The following is a 20,374-nucleotide window of genomic DNA, read 5'->3' on the forward strand; positions in this document are numbered from 1 at the left end:
AAATATAGTTGCTAAAATAGCTACATATTCCATGTGAGACCTCCTTATTATTTTTTGTTTCATCATGCTTTTAATTCTAGTTCATATTTAGTAAAAGGGCATAAAAAATACACCTTATAACGGTGCTTCTCTATGCCTTACAAATTATTCTTTTATTCTTCTACTGGTGCCGTTTCATCCTCAGGGAAATGTTCTTCAATAAGGTCAAGTAATTCATCTGCTTCACCTTCATAAAATTTACCTTTTGCTGCATACTTAGCAACCGCTGTTGTAAGTACTTCTTTTGTATTAATCTCATTTTCAATGTTCCATTTCATGAAAATGTAATAAGATGAATGTTTTACTACTTCTGACATAAATATCACTCCTGTTCTAAATTAGCTGTTTCCATTAACATATTTGATATTGCTGTTATTTGTTCTTGCAATGCTTCAATCTTTGCATCTGGACAATTCCATTCTCCCCATGACATTTGCCTGTACGTTCTTGTGAATGTGTAGCCACTATACCAATCCGTGAAACGTTGTACACATACGCCTTCATTAGACGGTGAAAACCCTCCTGATTCTAATTTAAATGTTTCTAGCATACCGTAACTATATCCAGATGGTAAATGTTCAACATTAAATACAAACCTTATTCCTGTTTCTTTTATAAGGTTTGTATCTCCACCATTCTGAGCACTTACCTTTTCAACACCTAATCTACCAATATAGGTATTTAAAACATTGATTTGATTTTCTAAACTTGCAAGTTTTGAATCTGTTACAGGTGTATCACCCAAACAAACAGGAATACCATTACTATTTGGAACCCATAGCTTACCAACTGTATCATTTGCTTTTTTTACAGTTATGTACCATTGATTTCCAACTATAGTTGTTGGTAGATTTTGTTCTAATATACAATTTACAGGTATCATAATACTTCCATCTATTTTCATTCAATTACCCCCTCTATTAAGTAGCTACCATTGTATTTCCTAACACTTACAACATCACCTACTGAAACACTTACATGTTTAAATTTAATTGCTGCAAGTGTTTGATTAGACCAAGGCATAGTTACTTGCAAAGGTGAAATAGATGTAACGGTTGGATATCTAGGTGCATTTGATTTTAATTCTTGTTTAGCCTTTTTTGTTGCTTGATTATATCCTGCAAAGCTCATAAATACATCACCCTTCTTATTGTATGTTGCATATAAGGATCATTAGAGTTTATTGAACATCCGACCCATTCTGCTTTAATGTTAAGTTTTTTGTTTTTGAATAATATTGCTTCTAAATCATCAAGTATTGGAATTAATAATGTTTGAAATGTAACTGTATAATACTTCTGTGAACTACGTGCAGCTTTAGCTTTTACTTTAGCTTGTAATTCGATTTCATTAGTTACCTCACTAAATTCTTCAGGTTCATCACAACGATTAAACCAATTAACAGTGCTAATTTCACTATCAGCACGATCATTTATGTATGTGTATTTTATTCCAAGTTCAGAATTATAACCTGTGAATATATTAAATACTTCACTTGTATCAATTGAATCTTGAAATGATTCTAGCATTATTTGATTTGTTTCATCTGTGAACTCAAAAGTAATCTCTTTATCTTGTGGTATTACATATTCTTTAGCTGTGAAATATCCATCACCATCTATTCCAAGTGATGTATAGCCTAATGCATCAAGAAGATAATTAATAGCTTCAAGTTTTGTTGTATTCATTTCAAATACTTTTGTATTACTTAATGTTTTTTGTGATGTAGGTATTTTTACATTTTGACTATTTAAAAGCCTTAATATTTCATTATAAATATTTGTACCTGAACTTACTTCATAATCATCCTGAAATTTATCATACTTATAAAGATTTAGTTTTGAATATCCGCTTATAGTAGCTGTATCTGTAATTAAACTTGTTGTATTACCGTTTTTATCACCATTACTTTTTTCAAGTATAAATATTCCAAGTGGCATTTCTAAATATGTATTATGCACATATGTATGCATTGTTACTTTAATCATATCACCTGTGTAACAAATTCTACTATCTTCATGAATATTAAAGCTTGCAGTACTTCTTATATCTGAAAAGCATGAATATGTCATCGAAAAACTTTCTATACAATTTAATTCTTCAACTTTAACATTTTCATTTTTATCTAAGAGCTGAAAAGTAAACCAATTCTTTCTACCACTCTCGCTTAGAATATCCAAAATAGATTGGCTTATCATATTCCACCCCCGAATAATATGTTTCAGTTACAACAAATGATATATATTTATAGTACTCAAGTGAATCCGTTGTACCAGTTATCTGTATAGTACAGTAAAATGCTTCGCCTTTACCATCTCTATAAAGAAGTATTTCCTTTTCTTCTAACGCTAAAAAGTTTTCATAAGCTTCTTGTGTTTCAAAACAACATTTGCATGAAAATGATTTGTATTTTTGAGTTGATGATACCCTCTTTGGTACCGTTAGCCCACATATACCTAAATATGAACTATTACTATTGAATGCTATATCAGCTAATGAATCATTTATTGTTTCAAATCCTGTTAATTCAATAAATATATCTTCTCCTGGAACACTCAGCACTCTATTTGATAATGTAACTGATGCTTGTACAATCTCACTATCTCTAAATGTTCCTATTGACGATAATGCTCTAACCTTATAATCATAACTTATACCGCTTCCACAACAATAATCACTGTATTTAGATTCTCTACTTAAATTATCTTTCATTTTTTGCCATGTTGTTTCTGTACTTTTTTTACGATATATAGCATGTTTTAAAAATTGTTCCTGCTCAACACTTGAAAAAACTATTGTTATACATGTATTTTGAACATCTGAATATGCATGTATAAGTGGTTGTTCAAGTTCAGCAAATGAAACCAAGAATGTTGCTATAGCGTAATCTGACCATTCATTATATGAATTTTTAATACGTACTTTAATGGTGTTGTATGTGTTATTTGATAGATCCACACATTGATAAGAGTTTATCTTACTAGAATAAACATCTTTTACTATAACCCCATTTAAAGTAACTTCATATTCTATTTGTTCAGAATCAAGTGTCCAAGAAATCAAAGGACTCGGAGTAGCATATTCTGATTGAACATCTAATATAGGTGTTTTAGGAGGTCCATATGCTGTGAATGTAACAGTTTGAGTTGTTGTATTTGAGTAATAAGTACTTTGATATGTTGCTGTAACTTTAAGTGTTACTGTACCACTGGTAAATGTATTTGCCAAAACAGTACTTGTTACAGTATCCAATAAATTATTTGATATTGTATCAGAATACTTGATAACTCCATTTTGTACACACTCAATTACTATATTTGTCATGTTTTCGCCTATTACTTTAAGCTCAATAGGATTGTATAATTTTTGAGGTATGGAGTTTGGCTCAATTGATAGTATTTTAACTTGTGTTCCTGTTAAATCAACTTCTTTTGTATATTCGTTAGAGCTATCACCATTATAAACAGTTAATTTAAATGTAACTTTACCTGTTACATTAATATCGCCTGGTACAAAAGTTACTGTGTTTTCAGTTGTACCAGTTTTTGTTGCAATTAAAATGTCATTTTTAAGAACTTCTACTTTAAGTGATAAAACATCTTCATTTTCCCATTGACATACAATATTGCTATCAATACTAGTACCAATTACATCTAAATCTCTAGCTACAGGAGTATACTTTACATATTCAATATATGGCCTTTTACTTTCATCAGAATATCTAGTTGAATACACATATGTAGGCCCACCATTTTCATAACGGTATATTACAAAACCATTTGAAGCTTGCTCTTTTGTAATTCCAGTTAATGTGTTTAATCCTATTGAAATTTTTTGATCGCTATCATGAGATGTATAACCAGGCATATCTTTTAACATTGTTGTTTCATCCCAATATCCATTTGCGGTTGTAATTTTACTATATATACTATTATCTGCATAGAAATTGAAACTAAAATCATCAGGTATTTTAGAAAAGTCTATATCAAAACCTATATATGGTGTTTCAGAATAACTATCTCCAACATATGCATATAATATTGCATTCTTTTCAGTATTATTTACAAAATGAGTGTCTACTTCACAACTTTTAGTAGCATAAATTTTAACAGTTTCTTGAGACAAAAAATCACCACCTAATTATTAAGCCCTATCGCAGCAATTTCACGATATGACATTTGTTTTTGCTGATTTTTAATGCTTCTAATTTCTTGTAATGTCATAGCTAACAATGATTCTATATCTCTATTAGAATCTTTTAACATACTTTTAGAAGATTGATTTGAATGCACTTGGCTACTTGGTGCCATATTAACTAATTCACCGTGTCCATTTGTATCATCACCTACAATTGCTAAACCACCACTATGAAAAGCTGTACCTACAGCATAACTTTTTACAATACCAGATATTAAACTACCAAAACTTGAACCACTTCCACCGAATTTAGAACGCTTTTCAGCTTCTTCTTTAGCTTTTTTAGTTTTCTTTTCTTCATTCTTAGCAAATTCTGAGTAATCTTTTGAATATGTATCTGTTGAATATGATTCTAATGTTTTTTGACGTGATTGAAGTTCTTTCTCTAGCTTACTAGAATAATCATTTTCTATCTTTTCACGTTCTCTAGATACTTTTCTATTAATAGCTGCTTCTCTTTCTGCTTGATACTCAGCTTTTTCAAGATAGTAATCTAAATTTTTAGCCTTATTCTCATGGCACTCTTCCCAGCCTTTCATTTCTTTTTGAAGCTGTGCATTTGTATACTCAGATAGTGCATCCATTTTTACACTATAGTCATTAAAATACTCATTTGCTGAATCCTTTAATTGTCCAAATGTCTCATCGTCTAATTGTTGTATTGAATTATACATTTCTTCAAAACTAGTAAATACATGATCAGTACCAAGTCCACACGCTTCTGCAATATTATTAAATGATTGTGTTGCATTTTCTTCTAATTCATTTGTACTTGTAGTAACAGCTTTTGCAGTACCATCCCAAATACTTTTAATTTCACTAGCAGTATCTGAAAATACAGATTTAACCTCATTTAAATTTGTTACAATACCTATCGCATTACCTTGCTGAATACTAGTTATCAAGCCTACTAAGTTTTGCCACTTATCACCTAATTGATCAATCAACACTTTAATAGTATCAACTACTTTTAGAACAAAATCTTTAACACTATTTAACGATGAAAATATACCCTCTATCTCTTGACCAACATTTTTAAGCATATTTACAACTGGCTCTGATACTTCTTCTATTTTGCTACATACTAAATCTATTATGCTATAAATGCCTTGTAATCCATTACCTGTTATATTTACAAATGATGTTATTAATGATAATGGTCCTGTAAATAGTGGTATTAATGTGTTTTGAACCAACTGAACAATTCTCATAACAATACTAACAATAGTTGAAAGTGGTGTAAGTATTGCACCTATTAAATTTCCTATAGGTGCTGCCCATTTTGTTAATGAGTTTAACATAGTATCTACTACTGTTAATACGCTTTTTATCACTGGTTCTAATGCTGTATATAAACTGATTTTTAAATCTTCAACCTTAGAGTTTATAGATTTTTTAAGTCCTGCAACATTATCATTCATTGTTTTAGCCATTTTTTCAGAAGTGCCTGCTGAATTAGCAAGTGCTTCTGAAAGAGCATTTACTGAATCTGTTGTAGTATTACACATAACTGAAAATCCAGAAAGTTGATTAGTACCTGCTACATTTCTCATAAATGCATCTTTTTGCTCATCATTCATATTTGACATAGCCACTTGCATATCTTCCATGATATCCGTAAATTCTCTTGCTTTACCTTCTGCATCAAAAATTGCTATTGAATATTCTTGTAATGAACCTGCTGCAGTTTCATTTTGACCATATATTCTTGCTAAAATAGCATTTAATGTTGTACCTGCTTCACCAGCTTTAATACCACTGTCAGCCATTTTACCGAGCCATGCTGTCGTATCTTCTAATGACATTCCAAATGATGTTGCTGTACTCGCACAGTTCTTATAAGCTTCTGCTAATTGTTCTGTTGATGTATTAGAATGGCTCATAGCGTAAGCCATTACATCAGCTAAATGATTTGACTCACTTGCTTCCATATTGAAAGCTGTAAGATAATCAGTTACAACATCACTAGCCCTACCAAGATCCATTGCAGAAGCTGCTGCTAAGTTAAGCACACCTGATAAACCATCACTACTTTGTTGAGCATCCCAACCAGCTAAACTCATATATTCTAAAGCTTGTGCTGCTTCTGTAGCACTATATTGTGTTTCAGCTCCAAACTCTCTAGCTGTATCAGTAAGTTTACTCATATCTCCCGCTGTAGAACCGCTTATTGCTTCTACTTTAGACATTTGTGCTTCAAATGTTTCTCCAATATCTAAGCTACTTTTTATAAATTCACCAATAGATACAACAAGTTGTTTAAATGCTTGTATAGCAAGTTCTATTCCAGCACTTGCCAAAGTTCCTAATGCTGTTCCTAGTGCTGCACTTGCAACTTGTCCTCCATTAAATCCACTTACTAAATCACTAAGTGAAACACCTAATACTTTTGTATTACTTGCAGTATTACTCATTTTTTCTTTAATTGAATCAAAAACACTTGTACTTTTAGAACCTTCACTTGATAATTTATCAAGTTTTTCTTTTGTTTCATTAAGTTCATTATTATAAGTATTCAACTTTTCAGTTGCTTTGTTTACGTTAATCGTTTGGTTATCAAGTGTTTTTACTGTTGCATTAATTTTATTATTGCCTTTATCATACTCTTTTTGTAGATCATCAAGTTCTTCTTTTAACTTAACTGCTGCTTCTGATTCTTCACCTTGACTTGCAACAATTGCTTCATAACTTTGTTTGGTAGAATCTAATTTACTTTTAAGCTCTGCTTGTGCTGTTGCTAAATCAGATAACTTAGACTTTGTCTTTTCTACTCTACTTGAATGAGCTTCAACAATAGATGCTTGCGTTTCAATTGCTTTTGATAAATATTCTATTTTAGCTTTATTACCATCAATAGTATTATCAAATTCTTTAGATGCTGATGCAGTAGCTTTATAGTCGCTCTGAAGAACTTTCATTTGACGATTTAATGTTGTCATTTGATTTTGGAAGTCTGTAGATTCTGCCGCTAATTTTACGACCATTCCTACTACTTCTTCATTTTGTGCCATGCATAACCTCCTTTCATACAAAAAGCAGGTACTATATACCTACTAGGTCTACAAATACCTGCTTACTTTTTTGAGGTTTATTATGATAATAATCTACTAGCTTAAGATAATATGGTATGTCCATAGTATAAATTTCATTTAGAGATAACTTTCTTGCCCCTGGTAATAATTCCTGTGTCATTAAAGAAATGAATATTCTTTTTATACTATCTTCCAGGGGTTCATTATCGTGGGGAAGATTTACCACCATTTTGTAATGAGTTATCAATATTTTTCTTATCTTGTACAATCATTGACCCTGTTTCATTGAAAACAGATACGATTGTAGATAGCATTTTATCTAGCTCAACACCTTCAAGGAAATCATCTACTGAAAACTTATTTCCATAAACTTTACAAACAAAATCAATAAGTTCATTTAAAGAATCTTTATCAATCTCTCCATTAAGTTTTTCAGCTTTTTCAAAGAACTCTTTGTATATTAACCCATTTAAATGTGTACATACATAAGTTCTATTGATATGAGCATTTAAAAAAGCTACATTCTTATCAATTTCAGATAATCTTGCAGCTTCTTCTTCATTAACATCTCTACAATTTAATGTTGCAGTTTCTATGATCTTCTCTTTTTCATTTTCAAGATTAGTAATTTTTTCAATTACTTTTCTGTCTTTTAATACTAATTCCATACCATATTACCTCCCCTAAGATACTGTTACATCACACTTAGCTGTAAGATTTCCATCATTACTTACTGCTACTACAGATGCTGTTCCTATAGCAATTGCCTTTACTTCACCATTTTGCGATACAGTTACTTTGCTAGTATCAGTACTAAACCATGTTACAGCCTTATTCGTAGCTGTTGTAGGTGTATATGTAACAGTTAATTCACTTGTATCATCTACATTTAACGCAAGAGTTGCTTCACTTAATGCAATACTTGTTAAAGCAACTGCACTTGGTAATTCATAAGGCTTATCAAAATATGTTTCTTGTTTTGCTTTTGTGAAACGTTTATCACTTGTTAATACAGAATGTTTCCATGCACCATCACGCATACGAGCACATCCACTGCCTTTGATTGTAGGTGTTTGATAATTTGTTTTATCTGAATCAGTTTCTGCTGAATCATCAGGCTCTACAAATGATACTTTTGTAAGCCAAAAGAATTTTTCTACACCATCATCACATGTACCAACACCACCAATTGCAACAAATGGAGGTACATCTGTGTCTTTCTTAATTACGCCACCATAATTTGAATCAACTTCGTGTCCGAATAAATCAGCTTCAACTTCATCTGTCATATTTGCAAAGCCTAGCTCTAAATTGTACTCATTCATTCTATTACTAACTTTCTTTAAACGATTGTTAGCATATAACTTTTCGCTGCTTGCACTAGGTGTAATTTTGCAAGAAATAGCATCAGGTAATTTTTTTACTTCTGCTGCATAGATTTCTTGTGAATCATCTGTCATAACACAATATACTAAGTCTCTTAAACCTGTGATAACACTATCAGCCATTGTTCAACCTCTTTTCATATAAAAATTCAAGTGGCATGTGATATGTTGTAGGCTCAGTATCCTTTTCTACAATCAAATCACCACTTGTTAATACTTTAAATCCAGCTTCTTTCATAAGATTTTCTACTTCTTCTGCTACATCATCAATAACTACTGCATCTTTTGTATAAACATCAACATCTATATAAAAAGTCCTACTCTTTTCAGTGTTATTTCCAAAAAGATTAGGACTTTTAGTAATGCAGTTATAAATAATATATGGATCAGTACTTGGGTTTGGATTATGTGCCCTGGTAACGTCTAATCCTAAACTTACCAGGGCTGAATCAATTAACTGTGCTATCTGTTTCACTTTGTAAGCTCCTCTTGTATAATTTCTTTACTCTTGTCAATCATTTCCTGTTTGCACTTATGAAAGGATGGCCTTAAGAAAGGATACTTTTTACCCTTCCAAGATGCACATCCTCTCTCTAGCACTCTTACAATATGTGCTCTATGGCACTTATAAGCTCCTACAAGCTTATATTTCTCTCCATCTTTTGTAAGTACACCAGAACTTTTTAAACTGTCTCTTGTTTCACCTGTGTCAACATTTATTGTATCTTTCATGGTTTTAAGTAGTATTTCAGATTGTGCATTTATAACCTTGTTTTCAAGTTTTTCAGCATTTTTACCGGCTTTATCAAGCATATTCAAGACTTCATTAAGTCCATCTATTTGTAACATGTTAATCACAACTTTCACAAATTAAATCTAAAAACACATTTTTTTCTTCTAAGTTATCTACTGAGACAATATTATAAAATTTATCTTTGTATACTAACCTATTTTTACTTGTTATTCCTTCTACATAATGCATTTTTATAAATACTGTGTCTTTGCTAAGTATTGTCCCAAGCTGTACCATTTCTTCAGCACTAACATGTCTTATATATGCCATACATTCATGTATATTTGTCCATATTTCTTTTTTAATACCATTAACTTTTTCCGTTGTAAGCGATTGTATTGTTATAGGTGCATTAAACTTACCAATTGGCTTAGATAAATCAATATACAATACACCTTCTACACCTGCTACTTCCACAACATTAAACAGTTCTGAATCAACTTCTAAATAATCTCCTGGTACAATTGTAGTTTCAATATAAGATGTTTGTACGCTTATACTCGAATAAGATGTAATAGTTCCTTTTTTACTCTGAATATTTGCATCAGTATCTTTATCAGACAACATTAAAACACACTCTATTGATTTTCCATTAATAGAGTGCGTTTCAGCAAATTCATCAATATTAAAAAATGCTTTCATATCTTTTTCTAACTGATCTTTAAAGGACATTAAATCGCCCCTTTCTAGCATACCCCACTAGCTACTACAAATGAATCTACATCATGAGGTGAAGGAAGTGGTCTAGATGTTACCTTTAATGTTTCAACCTGTGCTTTTTGATCAACTGTATAAAGTGGCACACGTTTTTCTTCATATGTTAACCACCCTTTATTTTCTTCAAGTTGATTTACAGCTCCATAGTTCATTGTTCCTTGACCGCTTGGCCCAATAATTACTGTGCCACTTGGAAGTAATTGTGTAGCTTTTCCTGTTCCTTGGTCTACAAGATTTGAGTAAGAGTATACTTCAAGGTTATACTTTGTAAATCTACCTATGAATGTAGCACCTTTGCCTTTATATGTAGGTTCTTGAACTGTACCTGCTTGTGCACGTAATTGAATAATTTCTTTTACAAATGGATTTGCCATAAATGCTTTTGCTGCATTAGGGTCTAAAACAACAACATCAGGTGTATTAGATGAATTTTGTAACACCTTTGTATCAATCCAATCTTCGATGTTTTCAATTGGATTAACTGTTTCTACTGTCCATTTTTTAGCACTTGCCACAGATACTGCATTAGTAAATCCATAGTCAATATTGAATTTACCAGCAACATTTCCAGCTTCATCTACTTCATCAATATCTACACTTGAACCAAGAAGTACTTTAGCTGCCATGTATTCCTCTGTATATACGATTTTTTTATCCAAATCAACAAGGTCTTTTGCTAGAATTTCCTGCGCTCTCTGTTGTGCTGATTTACCACTGATAAGGCTTTCACCTGGTGTACGTTTTTTAATATCATCACCTGTAAGTGTTCTAAATGGTGCTACTCTTGGTGTTGTTATTTCTCTTGTTTGATATCCACTTCTCTTATCAAGTGAACCATTAACATATGGTGCAACAAGAGGTGCCATAGTTTTACCACCTTTAACTACATCAACAAGTGCTTTTTCTGTCATAAATGTTTCTACATTTGGGAAGAATGTGTCTCTTAAGAATGTAAAAGGCTCATTGTAACCTTGTAATGCCTGAAGCATAAAATATGTTTCATAAATGTTTAATGCCATGATTTAATCCCCCTTATTTTAAAAATATTCCTAAATTTTGAAGTGCCTTTGAAAAATCTTCTGCTGTAACACTTGAACCTACTGTAATTTCATCAGCTACAAATGAACCGCTTATATACATAACAGATTTTGTCGTGTTAGATGCATCTTGTGTTACATCTTCGCAAAGAATACCAACTGGTACATCTGTTTGTGATGTACACATTTCACCTGTATCATTGATAAGTGTACCTCTAACTAATGTACTTGAACCTGCTGCAATAGTTACTGCTTTAGTATCTATTGGATGAATGTTATCTGCAATAAGATTGTCAGGAACCATTGTTCCAATTACTTGTGATGCTTTACCCATTATTTTCTACCTCCATTCATAATATTTGCCATGTTTGATAAGGCTGATTGTTTTTCTTGATCATCTGTATTTTGTGGTGCTGGTGATGATGCTACATCATTTACACCACTTTCTTCTGCATCATTTTTTAGTGCTTCACCTTGTGCTTTGTTTATAGCTGCTTGTGCATTAAGAATATTAATTGCTACTTCACCTGCTGATAGGCCATTTTCAATACCTTCTTTGATTTGATTTTCTACACCTGGTCTAGAAAGTGCATTAATTGATTGAATACGCTCCCTCTCATTTTTTACTGCTTCTTTCTGTGCTTCATTTACAATTTGATTGTAAAGAGCAGGTTCTTTTTCCATGAAATCTTTTAATTCCATTGGTCTTACCTCCTTGTTTTCTTTATTATCAATAGTTGACATATTAGTCACTGTTTGACCTAAGCCTTTATTGTCTAATAATGCCTTTTTTACATTTTCAACACTACCCAAACTTAGTAACTTATCAATAATTTCCTTCTTAGATTCATCTTGTGATGAATTGTATACTTTAATATTAGAAGTATTAGACTTATCTCCTACAATTTCATCAATAAGCCCCATATCTAACATTTCTGCTGCTGTAAACCATGTTTCATTTGCCATTAAATCAAGTAATTCTTCTTCTGTCTTACCACTTTTACTTGTATAAGCTTGTACAATTGTTCTATCAACCTTATTCAAAAAGTCTCTAGTATGTTCGTGGTTGTGCTGATTACCTTTAGTGCTAGTACTTGCTCCATGAATCATCATCATTGCCATAGCTTCAGCTACAACTTTATCACTTGCTAATGGTATAAAAGACCCACAACTTGCTGCTAAACCAACAATATGTGATGTTGTTCCACCTTCATATAACCTAATGCTATTAAATATTTCATAACCTGCCCATACATCTCCACCAGGTGAATTTACTAAAAACTCAACATCTTCACCTTTAGCATTATCTAATTCTTTTTGTATTTTACTAGGAGAAGTATAATCCCACTCCATCCAATCATATATCCAAGCTAAATCATTACTAATAATGTCGCCTTTAATGTCAATCTTCTTCATCTTTATTCACCTCCTTTACAGTTGTTGATTGTAAATTAGGAATTTCTTGCCTAGCAATTTCTTCACGTATTCTTTGTCTATTGTTTTCAAAGAAATCACTACCATTAATCTCAATAGCTTCTTGTTGCCTTGTTGAAAATCCTTCTTCTACTTTAATCTTAGAAGCATTAGCTTCTTTAACAGGATCTAATTGACCTTGACTTGGCCCATTCCATGAACAATTTGAATATGCTTTTTTAATCAACGGGTCTTGAAAATAACCTGGTGCATAAACTCTACCTTTTGCAACTGCTTCTGATAGCCATTCCTCATAAGTAGGCTGGCAAAAATCATTAGCTAACCAAGTTCTATACATTCTAAATGTTTTCCATGCTTCTAATAATGCACCTCTTGATGCAGAATAACTATTTGTAAATTGTTTTAGCAATAATTCCGGAGGTATTTCTATTGCTGCTCCTATTTGTCTGCATAAGCTGGATACAAACCCATCAAATGCAGTATTAGGTCTACCAGGATTAGCTATATTAGCTTTTTCACCTTCATTTAATGCAATAATAGCACCACTACCTAAAGACATCTCACTTGCTGCATCTTCACTTTCATATTGTTCATTATCTTCACCTATTTTTTGTTCAGGTGAAGGTGTCTCAATAAAAACCGTGAACATTCCGCTTATTACTGCTGCCATTAACTCCGCATCAGTATATCTTCCTAGTTGCTTTATTGCTTCAATTACTGGTGCAAGTAGTGGTACACCTCTGTTTTGCCCTATACGTTCCTGCATCATGCAATGTAATACATTCCTTCTTCCAGTAGATTGTCCATAAGCTAAAACTCTTTTCCACGTTTTAGATTCATTTGAAAATCCTTTTGGATGAACATTACATATGTGATATGCTACTATTTCTCCTTGTTCATTCCTTTCAACGCCCTCTATAATCTTATTGTAGTCAACTGGATAGTTAGTAGGGTTGCATACCCTATCAGCTTCTATCAACTGAATACGTAAATCGTATGGCATGTTAGGCCTTTTATTAAATGGCAATAGCACAAATACATCACCATTCATGATCCACGACATAAAAGCTAGTTGTTGCATCTCATAGAAATTATTGATACGTTCTAAATCACAATTTGTACTTTCTGCCCATAACTTAAACTCTCTCATTGTATGTTGTTCCCATGTCGATGCCTCTTCTTCAGTAAGTCCCAAAAACTCAGCATCAATATTGGGCCGTGGTTTTAATCCACTACCAACAACATTAGTACGTGTTGTCTTTAACGCACTAGTCGCAATAGGTGCACCATAAAAAGTATCTCTACATTTCTGTCTTAGTTCATCTACATTTAAGTCAATATCTTCTTTTGGGCTTCTACTTTGCCAAAACCAATGTCTTTGTGCTTTCCTACTGCTATTAGCTCCATAATTGCCATAACCATATCCTGTACCATTAATAACATCTAACTGTTTTCTTGAATACGCCCTTTTAAGAGCAATACCTGGTGCAATAGTTGATAATACCTTATCTAATACATTCAACATCTTACCTCCTTTCTTAAATGATAATAGGGATATATCTTTTAACACGATATATCCCTATCTACTCATACATTTTTTTAAGTTCATTATTCCTTTCAATATTAGCCTTTTTAAGTTGTTCATATTTATCAAGTTCACATATACTCTTATAATCTTCAGCCAACTTACTAACTTTTTTCTTAAATTCTTTTTCTAAACTTCTTTTTATTTTAACTCTGTTAGTTGCTTTAATTTTTAATCCATACTCTTTTTTTAGTAAATCAATTTTATTCTTTTGATCAATAGCAATATTTCTTAAATTTTTTTCTTGGTTAGCTGCTTTTTCAATGTTACATCTTAATTCTTCATCTGTAACAGTTATAACATATTCTTGGCTACATTCTTTACACTCTAAATATGTTATTTCAACTTCACCAAATTTCTTTTTTAATTGTTCTGTACTTACTTCTGCTTTACAATTATCACAAATAATCATCTTTACACATCCCTTGGTACTGCTCTATAAATTCTTGAACGTGCTCTCCCTTTTGTAGATGCTTTTGCTTCTTCAACTTTCTTTTCCCAAAATGCAATACTGTTTCTTACTTCAGTAAGATTTGCTCTTGTAAGAGTTCTGCTACCATTTGTTGTTGCCAATGTATAAGACTGTCCATTTGCAATAGAAAGTTCAGCTTCTAGCCATACATCTAAATGTTTTTGAGCTGTATCTAATTGTATTGCCATTACTCAACCCCCTTGCTTAATATTCTTCTTTTCTTTTTCTTTGGTATATCAATTGATGTAGATACATTATTTACTCTTCTTTTAAGTGATTCCCAGTTTGGATTTAATATTCTCAATGCTGCAGTAGCATAGTTTCTAACATCTAACGGTTCATTTCTAACACCACTTTTCTTAACCCACTGTGCTTTCCCTACACCATTAACCATTCTTACAACTAAACTTTCACTAGTAATTCCCTTGAAATAGTCTATTCCATAACCTTTTTCATATTCTGAAGGAAAATGACAATAACCAGGTCCTTCAGAATCTATTTTAAGATTAGATATAATATTTTCTTTACCAGCATCTACACCTATAGTAAACAATGCGGCTTTTTCTCTGTTATTCCTACTTACTGTAGAAATGAACGGAACACTTTCTCCACCTTTACCTTTTATAGAGAATACTCTTCTTACTTCTCTCGGCTTTGTGAATTTATATACTTCTTGTGTAAAGTGACCACCTGAGTCCTGGCACGCACATGAAATTCTTATCTTTCTTCCATCTTCATATTCAAACTCACTTTTTAAATACTCATCAAGTTCATTCCATACTTCAGCTTTATGAAGATCACCGTAAATAACTTTATATTGTATTCCCCAGCTTTCTTCATCTTCTCCCCAACCGACAACTTCTATTTCAAAACGGTCGTCTTGAGTATCTATTCCAGCTGTAAGAACAAGTACACCTTCTGGAACTTGGCATCCATATTCTTCTCTTCTATCAAAAAGTACTTCTTCATCTTGTCCATCTCCACGTTCTTCCCATGATTCACCTAATGCAGTATTAATCCATACCTTTAGTGTTTCAGTAGAACGTTTTGCCTGTTTAAAATCTTCTATTATCTCGCTCCATCTTTTCCAAGGTGAAGCCATTTCATTAAGATGGAAACCTCTTTTCTTTCTTTCATGGAACTTTGCAATCCACTTTCCTTTTTTTGCTTTCCATTCATGTTCTTTATGAATGCATCCACAGTACTTGCATGTCATAGTAACTGTATCAAAGTTTATTCGTCCCCACTCATAAGGCTGTAATTCACCACATGATGGGCAATATACATTCCATTCTTCCATTGTGCTATCTTCATATTCCATTTCAATACGAGATGCCCCCTTTATTGTAGGTGTTGATACATAAACTTTTTTCTTATTCCAGAATGTTGTTGTACGTTTTGTAGCAAGCATAAGTGGGTCCCCTTCTGTACCAGCACTAACAGGATATCTATCAACCTCATCTGCTAATACTGCCCTAATAGGTCTACTTGCTAATGAAGATGGTGAATTAGCACCGGCCATTGTAATATGTCCACCTGGGAATGTTTTATGTAGTAATGTGTTACCACTATTTTTTGCTTTTGCATCTCCAACTCTTTCACTTAATACAGATGTATCCCTTATCATTGGTGCTAAACGGTCTTTAGAAAATGCTTCTGCCATTTCCAAAGTTGGCTGTAATAATAATATTGGTGAAGGGTCGTAATGCACATAATATCCAATTATATTTAATAGCAATTCTGTTTTACCAATTTGAGCACTAGTCATTACAACAACTGTATCAACTAATGGATCACTAATTGAATCCATTATTTCACGTTGATACGGTGCCCTATCAGTAACCCATTTACCTGGCTCCGCTGAAGCTTCTTTTGATAATTGTCTATATTCATCAGCCCATTCACTTACAGTAAGTTTTTTAGGCGGTTCAACCGTCTTTGCTATCTTCTTGAATAAACTAAAAAGTGATTGTTGATTATCCATCAGCAACCACCTCTTTTAAATCTACATATGTTTCGTGTTTGAATTTTTTAGGATCATATTCACTAAGTTCTTTTAGTGCATTGTAAATTTCATCTCTTAACATAGCTTCAATAGCTGTTATGTCATCTGTCGCTCCTGCTTTAGGTGCAACCTTGCTAGGTATTGAAAGTACTCTTGATCTAAAAGCTGATAACATTTTTGTCATTTCTCTTTCAACATCTTCTGAAGCATGTACTGTTCCCTTCATAAGAGCAACTTCAAGTTCTGCTTTTTCTCTCTTTGCTCTTTCAAGTAATGTATGTTCTTTATTAAATTCCTCTGATATGTCACCATCATTACTTACTGCATCATTCTTTGCCTTTAAGAAGCGAATGTAATCCCTTACTGTTGGAACTAGTTCAAAGCTTCCTTGTTTAATCTTACTAAGTATTCCTTCTTCACACAGTTGTCCAACTCTTCTAGTTGTTACATCAAACATATCTGCAACAACTTTTGTACTAACAATTAGCTTTTCACCATTCATTATTTTACCTGCCACGTTACATTCACCTCATTTCTATTTACATTTTATAGATTTCCGTTTTTTAATCGTTTTTCAGAATGAAATTCAACTCAAAAAAATGCTATATCTAGAAAAATTGTGGGGTTGTACGCACCCGCAGGCCTTACCTCTTTCCACAGTACCTTGAGCCATTGATACTCAATGCATTTACTGTTTTTACTTTTTTTAATATTTACTTGTTCGAAATAACTCTTCCTCATGTTTGAGGTTGGGAAATAATTAAAACAACACTGCTACAACCATCTTCAACCTAAGAAAAAACGGAAATGACTTAATCTATTGTGATAATGTACAACTGTTTCTTTTACTATTTTTCAGTATTCCATTTAGGTTATATACATAACCATTGAATATCAACCATTACAACGTATTTTTATCATTTATCTGTCAATTTACTTATCTTACTAAACTGTTAACAAAACTTTTTTCTTTCCCTTAAATGAAGAAACTCATACTTTTTTATTATTTTATTTACACACACTCAATATGTCACTAACGCTTTATAAATGACAACCCCTTCATTAGTGCATCCTTTGAGTCCTGATTGACTCCTATGTACCGCTTTGTTATAGATGGGTCACTATGATTTAATATCTCCTGTATTGCCACTATATCGTGAGTAGATTGGTATAACCAATAGCCGAACGTCTTACGTAATGTATGACATCCTATTTTATCGGTATATCCAAAGTAAGATGCTGCTTCATTTAAGATTTTCCATACACGTTGCCTAGATATATGTTTCTTCTTGCCTATTCCTTTGCTTCTTGGAAACAACAATTCATAATCACTCTTTCCTTTTATGTAAGTCTTAAGTACTGACTTTAAATCATCATTAATTGGAAATCTTTTTTCCTTATCGGTCTTCTGCTCTCTAAGATATATATAATCTTTATTACGAACATCTCTAACCTGTAATGGCAATATATCTGATATACGTAATCCACTATATATACCAAATAAGAACAGCACATAATCTCTTTCATTCTTTTCTCTTAAATAGTCCGCTATATCAAGTATTAGTCTTTTGTCCCTTATAGGTTCTACAGTATTCAAACATATCACCTTCTTTCTTGCATAAAAAAGGCATTGGCTCATGCACACTTGAGCCAATGCCTTTTTACTGTAATGTAATCGTTGTGTAACTCCTATCTCTTTCGATTAATAGTAATCACCTGTTACTTTATTTTTATAATACAATATTATCACTTAATTTACTGAAAAATTCCCCTATTTATTTTCCCCTACTATTTTTCCCCTACACTTTTTAAACTGCTTTACTTATTTTATTTTCTATAAGTCCTCTTGATGCTGCTTTTAATGCAACATGTATTATTACATCATTTCTCTTTTCATAATAAGCACTTTTTTCAATACTAATCATTCTTAATATCTTTGTAACTCTAAATTGCTTATTATACGTTAGATCTATAAGCTTTTCATATTCTGTATCTTTAAAATCATTAATTGCATCTGTAACAACATTTACCCATTTACTACTTTCATCTTCTTGTAATTCAATTAATTTTAATGCTGCATCTTCTACTTTACTTGAATTAGTATGACTCATACTTGCTCCTGTCTCTTCACCGAGATGTTTTGATTTGCAACCATAGATTATATCATCTTCTTCTATCGCTAGTTGCTCTGTCATTTCAAAGTGACTATATAGATAATGCTCAACCTTTTTGTAAATTCTTTTCTCTAGTATCATATTTGGCACCTTCCTTTTTTGCTTTTTTATTAGCTTTAGTAAGTTGTGATTTTACTGTATGTACATAAGGTATGTACCTTGCCACAATACCCACCTCCAAATCTAACTTTTATTAGCTTCATTAACTCTTTGCTCTAATCTAATAACCTTTCCCATCTTATGCCTTGCTACTTCCGCATGGTTATTAAACATAATTTTCATTTGTTCTAGCATTATCTCTACATCAGCCATTTCTTCTGCAATATGATCTGCATTGTCTGCTCCTCTTTTATGCTTACAAATTTCTTTTGTTAATTCACTAAGTTCTTCTATTGCTACGTTAAGTTGAAGGTCTTGTCCCCATGTTGCTATTGCTTTCTTGTATACCTCTTCCACTTATATCCCTCCAAGTCTCAAAGTCGAATTTTATTTAAATAAAAAACCACTAACTGAATTAGTTAGCGGTCTGGAACTATGATTACTTTCTTTTCTGTACCATCATTATATCTTTGTAATTGTTCTATCGAATAGTACTTTCTTTCATTCTCATCTATAATAACTACTTCTTCATCAAGATGTGAATAGTTCTGTAACCATTCTATTAATTGCCTTCCTGTCATTTAAACATCCCCTTTTTAGAACATTATACCACTAACTATATTCATTTTTCAAAGTTCAAAACATCATTTTATTAAATCAAAATATCCTCACCATTAGGATCTATGCTAAACATCTCCTCAATGTCTGTTATTTGCTTTCTGAATTTCTTTAAACCTTCATTACTTCCTTTGTTTGAACCTTTTGCAAGTTTGTAAGCTCTATATATAGAGTTTTCTACATTGAATGCTGTAACAACAATACTAATAGCTCCCATTTTAACCTTATACAGTTTTATTACATGCGTTGATGTAATTGACATATTCAACTCCTTCCTGGACCATATTCCCGATGTCAGCAATATGGTCCATATTGAAAATAATATTTTATTTATAGTCCTGCTTCTTTAGCTCCTTTAGCTATCTCAGCTGCTTTGTCTACAAGCTTGTAAATCTTTTCTTTTTCAGTATCAATGCTAGTGTTATTTCTTTCACTTTCTTTTAGCATTGTTCTTACTAACTCAACACAAAAATCTGTATCTAATCTCATAATCTATACTCCCATTTACAAAATAAAATTTATTTTAATCTTCTTGCCATATCTCTAGCTTCTTTACGAGTCATTTTGTGTATACTGTTTCTTTTCATTCCTGCTAATGCTATTCTGTTTAAATTATCAAATCCTGAATTAGATAGTGCTATAATTTCATCTAATTTTGGATACTCTCCAAATCTTTCATAGTACTTTCTAACTTCATATTCTAAGTTTACTTTTTTCATAAAATCACCTGTTCAAAATCAGATTTTATTTATATAATCCTCCAACTAATTCAAATCTGTATTTTTGA

The 20,374-nt window shown here is 32.1% G+C and carries 27 protein-coding genes; all 27 read right to left on the reverse strand.

Annotation, left to right across the window (positions count from 1 at the left end):
- Positions 1–152 precede the first annotated feature (152 nt).
- Positions 153–356: a hypothetical protein gene (locus AC1VAQ_RS18500; protein ID WP_479904341.1), complete on the reverse strand. Its 204-nt coding sequence runs from the start codon at positions 354–356 to the stop codon at positions 153–155.
- A 5-nt stretch (positions 357–361) separates the two neighbouring features.
- Positions 362–943: a pyocin knob domain-containing protein gene (locus tag AC1VAQ_RS18505; protein WP_479904342.1), complete on the reverse strand. Its 582-nt coding sequence runs from the start codon at positions 941–943 to the stop codon at positions 362–364.
- Positions 940–1,170 (reverse strand): hypothetical protein, encoded by a 231-nt coding sequence (locus AC1VAQ_RS18510; RefSeq protein ID WP_479904343.1) that lies wholly within the window; start codon positions 1,168–1,170, stop codon positions 940–942. Before AC1VAQ_RS18510 ends, AC1VAQ_RS18505 begins: the two co-directional genes overlap by 4 nt.
- Positions 1,167–2,237 carry a hypothetical protein gene (locus AC1VAQ_RS18515; protein ID WP_479904344.1) on the reverse strand — a complete coding sequence of 357 codons (1,071 nt, stop codon included), beginning with the start codon at positions 2,235–2,237 and terminating at the stop codon, positions 1,167–1,169. Before AC1VAQ_RS18515 ends, AC1VAQ_RS18510 begins: the two co-directional genes overlap by 4 nt.
- Positions 2,194–4,164 (reverse strand): hypothetical protein, encoded by a 1,971-nt coding sequence (locus AC1VAQ_RS18520; protein ID WP_479904345.1) that lies wholly within the window; start codon positions 4,162–4,164, stop codon positions 2,194–2,196. The genes AC1VAQ_RS18515 and AC1VAQ_RS18520 overlap by 44 nt, the downstream gene beginning before the upstream one ends.
- Before the next feature lie 11 nt (positions 4,165–4,175).
- Complete coding sequence (locus tag AC1VAQ_RS18525; protein WP_479904346.1) at positions 4,176–7,247, reverse strand: phage tail tape measure protein; 3,072 nt, start codon at positions 7,245–7,247, stop codon at positions 4,176–4,178.
- Between the two features lie 31 nt (positions 7,248–7,278).
- Entirely contained in the window at positions 7,279–7,428 is a 150-nt protein-coding gene (locus AC1VAQ_RS18530; RefSeq protein WP_479904347.1) for a hypothetical protein, read from the reverse strand.
- Positions 7,429–7,471: 43 nt separating this feature from the next.
- Complete coding sequence (gpG, locus tag AC1VAQ_RS18535) at positions 7,472–7,936, reverse strand: phage tail assembly chaperone G (RefSeq protein ID WP_479904348.1); 465 nt, start codon at positions 7,934–7,936, stop codon at positions 7,472–7,474.
- Between the two features lie 15 nt (positions 7,937–7,951).
- Positions 7,952–8,776 carry a major tail protein gene (locus AC1VAQ_RS18540; protein WP_479904349.1) on the reverse strand — a complete coding sequence of 275 codons (825 nt, stop codon included), beginning with the start codon at positions 8,774–8,776 and terminating at the stop codon, positions 7,952–7,954.
- Positions 8,769–9,128, reverse strand: coding sequence for a hypothetical protein (locus AC1VAQ_RS18545; protein WP_479904350.1), 360 nt, complete (start codon positions 9,126–9,128; stop codon positions 8,769–8,771). The genes AC1VAQ_RS18540 and AC1VAQ_RS18545 overlap by 8 nt, the downstream gene beginning before the upstream one ends.
- The gene (locus AC1VAQ_RS18550; RefSeq protein ID WP_479904351.1) at positions 9,125–9,502 is read right to left on the reverse strand and encodes an HK97-gp10 family putative phage morphogenesis protein; all 378 of its coding nucleotides are present in this window, start codon (positions 9,500–9,502) and stop codon (positions 9,125–9,127) included. Before AC1VAQ_RS18550 ends, AC1VAQ_RS18545 begins: the two co-directional genes overlap by 4 nt.
- A 1-nt stretch (position 9,503) precedes the next feature.
- Positions 9,504–10,118: a phage head closure protein gene (locus AC1VAQ_RS18555; RefSeq protein ID WP_479904352.1), complete on the reverse strand. Its 615-nt coding sequence runs from the start codon at positions 10,116–10,118 to the stop codon at positions 9,504–9,506.
- A gap of 14 nt (positions 10,119–10,132) precedes the next feature.
- Complete coding sequence (locus AC1VAQ_RS18560) at positions 10,133–11,182, reverse strand: major capsid protein (RefSeq protein WP_479904353.1); 1,050 nt, start codon at positions 11,180–11,182, stop codon at positions 10,133–10,135.
- 13 nt (positions 11,183–11,195) lie between these two features.
- Entirely contained in the window at positions 11,196–11,534 is a 339-nt protein-coding gene (locus AC1VAQ_RS18565) for a head decoration protein (protein ID WP_479904354.1), read from the reverse strand.
- Complete coding sequence (locus AC1VAQ_RS18570; RefSeq protein WP_479904355.1) at positions 11,534–12,616, reverse strand: head maturation protease, ClpP-related; 1,083 nt, start codon at positions 12,614–12,616, stop codon at positions 11,534–11,536. The genes AC1VAQ_RS18565 and AC1VAQ_RS18570 overlap by 1 nt, the downstream gene beginning before the upstream one ends.
- Complete coding sequence (locus tag AC1VAQ_RS18575) at positions 12,603–14,159, reverse strand: phage portal protein (protein WP_479904356.1); 1,557 nt, start codon at positions 14,157–14,159, stop codon at positions 12,603–12,605. The genes AC1VAQ_RS18570 and AC1VAQ_RS18575 overlap by 14 nt, the downstream gene beginning before the upstream one ends.
- Before the next feature lie 58 nt (positions 14,160–14,217).
- The gene (locus tag AC1VAQ_RS18580; protein ID WP_479904357.1) at positions 14,218–14,631 is read right to left on the reverse strand and encodes a hypothetical protein; all 414 of its coding nucleotides are present in this window, start codon (positions 14,629–14,631) and stop codon (positions 14,218–14,220) included.
- Positions 14,632–14,633: 2 nt separating this feature from the next.
- On the reverse strand, positions 14,634–14,879 hold the full coding sequence (locus tag AC1VAQ_RS18585) for a DUF6148 family protein (RefSeq protein WP_479904358.1): 246 nt from the start codon (positions 14,877–14,879) through the stop codon (positions 14,634–14,636).
- Complete coding sequence (locus tag AC1VAQ_RS18590; protein ID WP_479904359.1) at positions 14,879–16,675, reverse strand: phage terminase large subunit family protein; 1,797 nt, start codon at positions 16,673–16,675, stop codon at positions 14,879–14,881. The genes AC1VAQ_RS18585 and AC1VAQ_RS18590 overlap by 1 nt, the downstream gene beginning before the upstream one ends.
- Complete coding sequence (locus AC1VAQ_RS18595; protein WP_479904360.1) at positions 16,668–17,213, reverse strand: hypothetical protein; 546 nt, start codon at positions 17,211–17,213, stop codon at positions 16,668–16,670. Before AC1VAQ_RS18595 ends, AC1VAQ_RS18590 begins: the two co-directional genes overlap by 8 nt.
- 516 nt (positions 17,214–17,729) lie before the next feature.
- Positions 17,730–18,293, reverse strand: a complete 564-nt coding sequence (locus tag AC1VAQ_RS18600) for a site-specific integrase (protein ID WP_479904361.1) — start codon at positions 18,291–18,293, stop codon at positions 17,730–17,732.
- 211 nt (positions 18,294–18,504) lie between these two features.
- Entirely contained in the window at positions 18,505–18,891 is a 387-nt protein-coding gene (locus tag AC1VAQ_RS18605; protein ID WP_479904362.1) for a hypothetical protein, read from the reverse strand.
- A gap of 162 nt (positions 18,892–19,053) precedes the next feature.
- Positions 19,054–19,326 carry a hypothetical protein gene (locus tag AC1VAQ_RS18610; protein WP_479904363.1) on the reverse strand — a complete coding sequence of 91 codons (273 nt, stop codon included), beginning with the start codon at positions 19,324–19,326 and terminating at the stop codon, positions 19,054–19,056.
- Positions 19,327–19,388: 62 nt separating this feature from the next.
- Complete coding sequence (locus AC1VAQ_RS18615) at positions 19,389–19,550, reverse strand: hypothetical protein (RefSeq protein ID WP_479904364.1); 162 nt, start codon at positions 19,548–19,550, stop codon at positions 19,389–19,391.
- 71 nt (positions 19,551–19,621) lie between these two features.
- On the reverse strand, positions 19,622–19,849 hold the full coding sequence (locus AC1VAQ_RS18620) for a hypothetical protein (RefSeq protein WP_479904365.1): 228 nt from the start codon (positions 19,847–19,849) through the stop codon (positions 19,622–19,624).
- A gap of 68 nt (positions 19,850–19,917) precedes the next feature.
- Positions 19,918–20,076 carry a hypothetical protein gene (locus AC1VAQ_RS18625; protein WP_479904366.1) on the reverse strand — a complete coding sequence of 53 codons (159 nt, stop codon included), beginning with the start codon at positions 20,074–20,076 and terminating at the stop codon, positions 19,918–19,920.
- Between the two features lie 29 nt (positions 20,077–20,105).
- A complete protein-coding gene (locus AC1VAQ_RS18630) occupies positions 20,106–20,306 on the reverse strand; it encodes a hypothetical protein (RefSeq protein ID WP_479904367.1) in 201 nt (66 codons plus the stop codon).
- Positions 20,307–20,374: the final 68 nt, after the last annotated feature.

This window comes from Cellulosilyticum sp., assembly GCF_982396655.1.

Bases quoted from the DNA above. Each gene is read 5' to 3' on its own strand.
- AC1VAQ_RS18500 (WP_479904341.1), bottom strand. From the start codon at position 356: ATGTCAGAAGTAGTAAAACATTCATCTTATTACATTTTCATGAAATGG.
- AC1VAQ_RS18505 (WP_479904342.1), bottom strand. From the start codon at position 943: ATGAAAATAGATGGAAGTATTATGATACCTGTAAATTGTATATTAGAA.
- AC1VAQ_RS18510 (WP_479904343.1), bottom strand. From the start codon at position 1,170: ATGAGCTTTGCAGGATATAATCAAGCAACAAAAAAGGCTAAACAAGAA.
- AC1VAQ_RS18515 (WP_479904344.1), bottom strand. From the start codon at position 2,237: ATGATAAGCCAATCTATTTTGGATATTCTAAGCGAGAGTGGTAGAAAG.
- AC1VAQ_RS18525 (WP_479904346.1), bottom strand. From the start codon at position 7,247: ATGGCACAAAATGAAGAAGTAGTAGGAATGGTCGTAAAATTAGCGGCA.
- AC1VAQ_RS18530 (WP_479904347.1), bottom strand. From the start codon at position 7,428: ATGACACAGGAATTATTACCAGGGGCAAGAAAGTTATCTCTAAATGAA.
- gpG (WP_479904348.1), bottom strand. From the start codon at position 7,936: ATGGAATTAGTATTAAAAGACAGAAAAGTAATTGAAAAAATTACTAAT.
- AC1VAQ_RS18540 (WP_479904349.1), bottom strand. From the start codon at position 8,776: ATGGCTGATAGTGTTATCACAGGTTTAAGAGACTTAGTATATTGTGTT.
- AC1VAQ_RS18550 (WP_479904351.1), bottom strand. From the start codon at position 9,502: ATGTTACAAATAGATGGACTTAATGAAGTCTTGAATATGCTTGATAAA.
- AC1VAQ_RS18555 (WP_479904352.1), bottom strand. From the start codon at position 10,118: ATGTCCTTTAAAGATCAGTTAGAAAAAGATATGAAAGCATTTTTTAAT.
- AC1VAQ_RS18560 (WP_479904353.1), bottom strand. From the start codon at position 11,182: ATGGCATTAAACATTTATGAAACATATTTTATGCTTCAGGCATTACAA.
- AC1VAQ_RS18565 (WP_479904354.1), bottom strand. From the start codon at position 11,534: ATGGGTAAAGCATCACAAGTAATTGGAACAATGGTTCCTGACAATCTT.
- AC1VAQ_RS18570 (WP_479904355.1), bottom strand. From the start codon at position 12,616: ATGAAGAAGATTGACATTAAAGGCGACATTATTAGTAATGATTTAGCT.
- AC1VAQ_RS18575 (WP_479904356.1), bottom strand. From the start codon at position 14,159: ATGTTGAATGTATTAGATAAGGTATTATCAACTATTGCACCAGGTATT.
- AC1VAQ_RS18580 (WP_479904357.1), bottom strand. From the start codon at position 14,631: ATGATTATTTGTGATAATTGTAAAGCAGAAGTAAGTACAGAACAATTA.
- AC1VAQ_RS18585 (WP_479904358.1), bottom strand. From the start codon at position 14,879: ATGGCAATACAATTAGATACAGCTCAAAAACATTTAGATGTATGGCTA.
- AC1VAQ_RS18590 (WP_479904359.1), bottom strand. From the start codon at position 16,675: ATGGATAATCAACAATCACTTTTTAGTTTATTCAAGAAGATAGCAAAG.
- AC1VAQ_RS18605 (WP_479904362.1), bottom strand. From the start codon at position 18,891: ATGACAGAGCAACTAGCGATAGAAGAAGATGATATAATCTATGGTTGC.
- AC1VAQ_RS18615 (WP_479904364.1), bottom strand. From the start codon at position 19,550: ATGACAGGAAGGCAATTAATAGAATGGTTACAGAACTATTCACATCTT.
- AC1VAQ_RS18620 (WP_479904365.1), bottom strand. From the start codon at position 19,849: ATGTCAATTACATCAACGCATGTAATAAAACTGTATAAGGTTAAAATG.
- AC1VAQ_RS18625 (WP_479904366.1), bottom strand. From the start codon at position 20,076: ATGAGATTAGATACAGATTTTTGTGTTGAGTTAGTAAGAACAATGCTA.
- AC1VAQ_RS18630 (WP_479904367.1), bottom strand. From the start codon at position 20,306: ATGAAAAAAGTAAACTTAGAATATGAAGTTAGAAAGTACTATGAAAGA.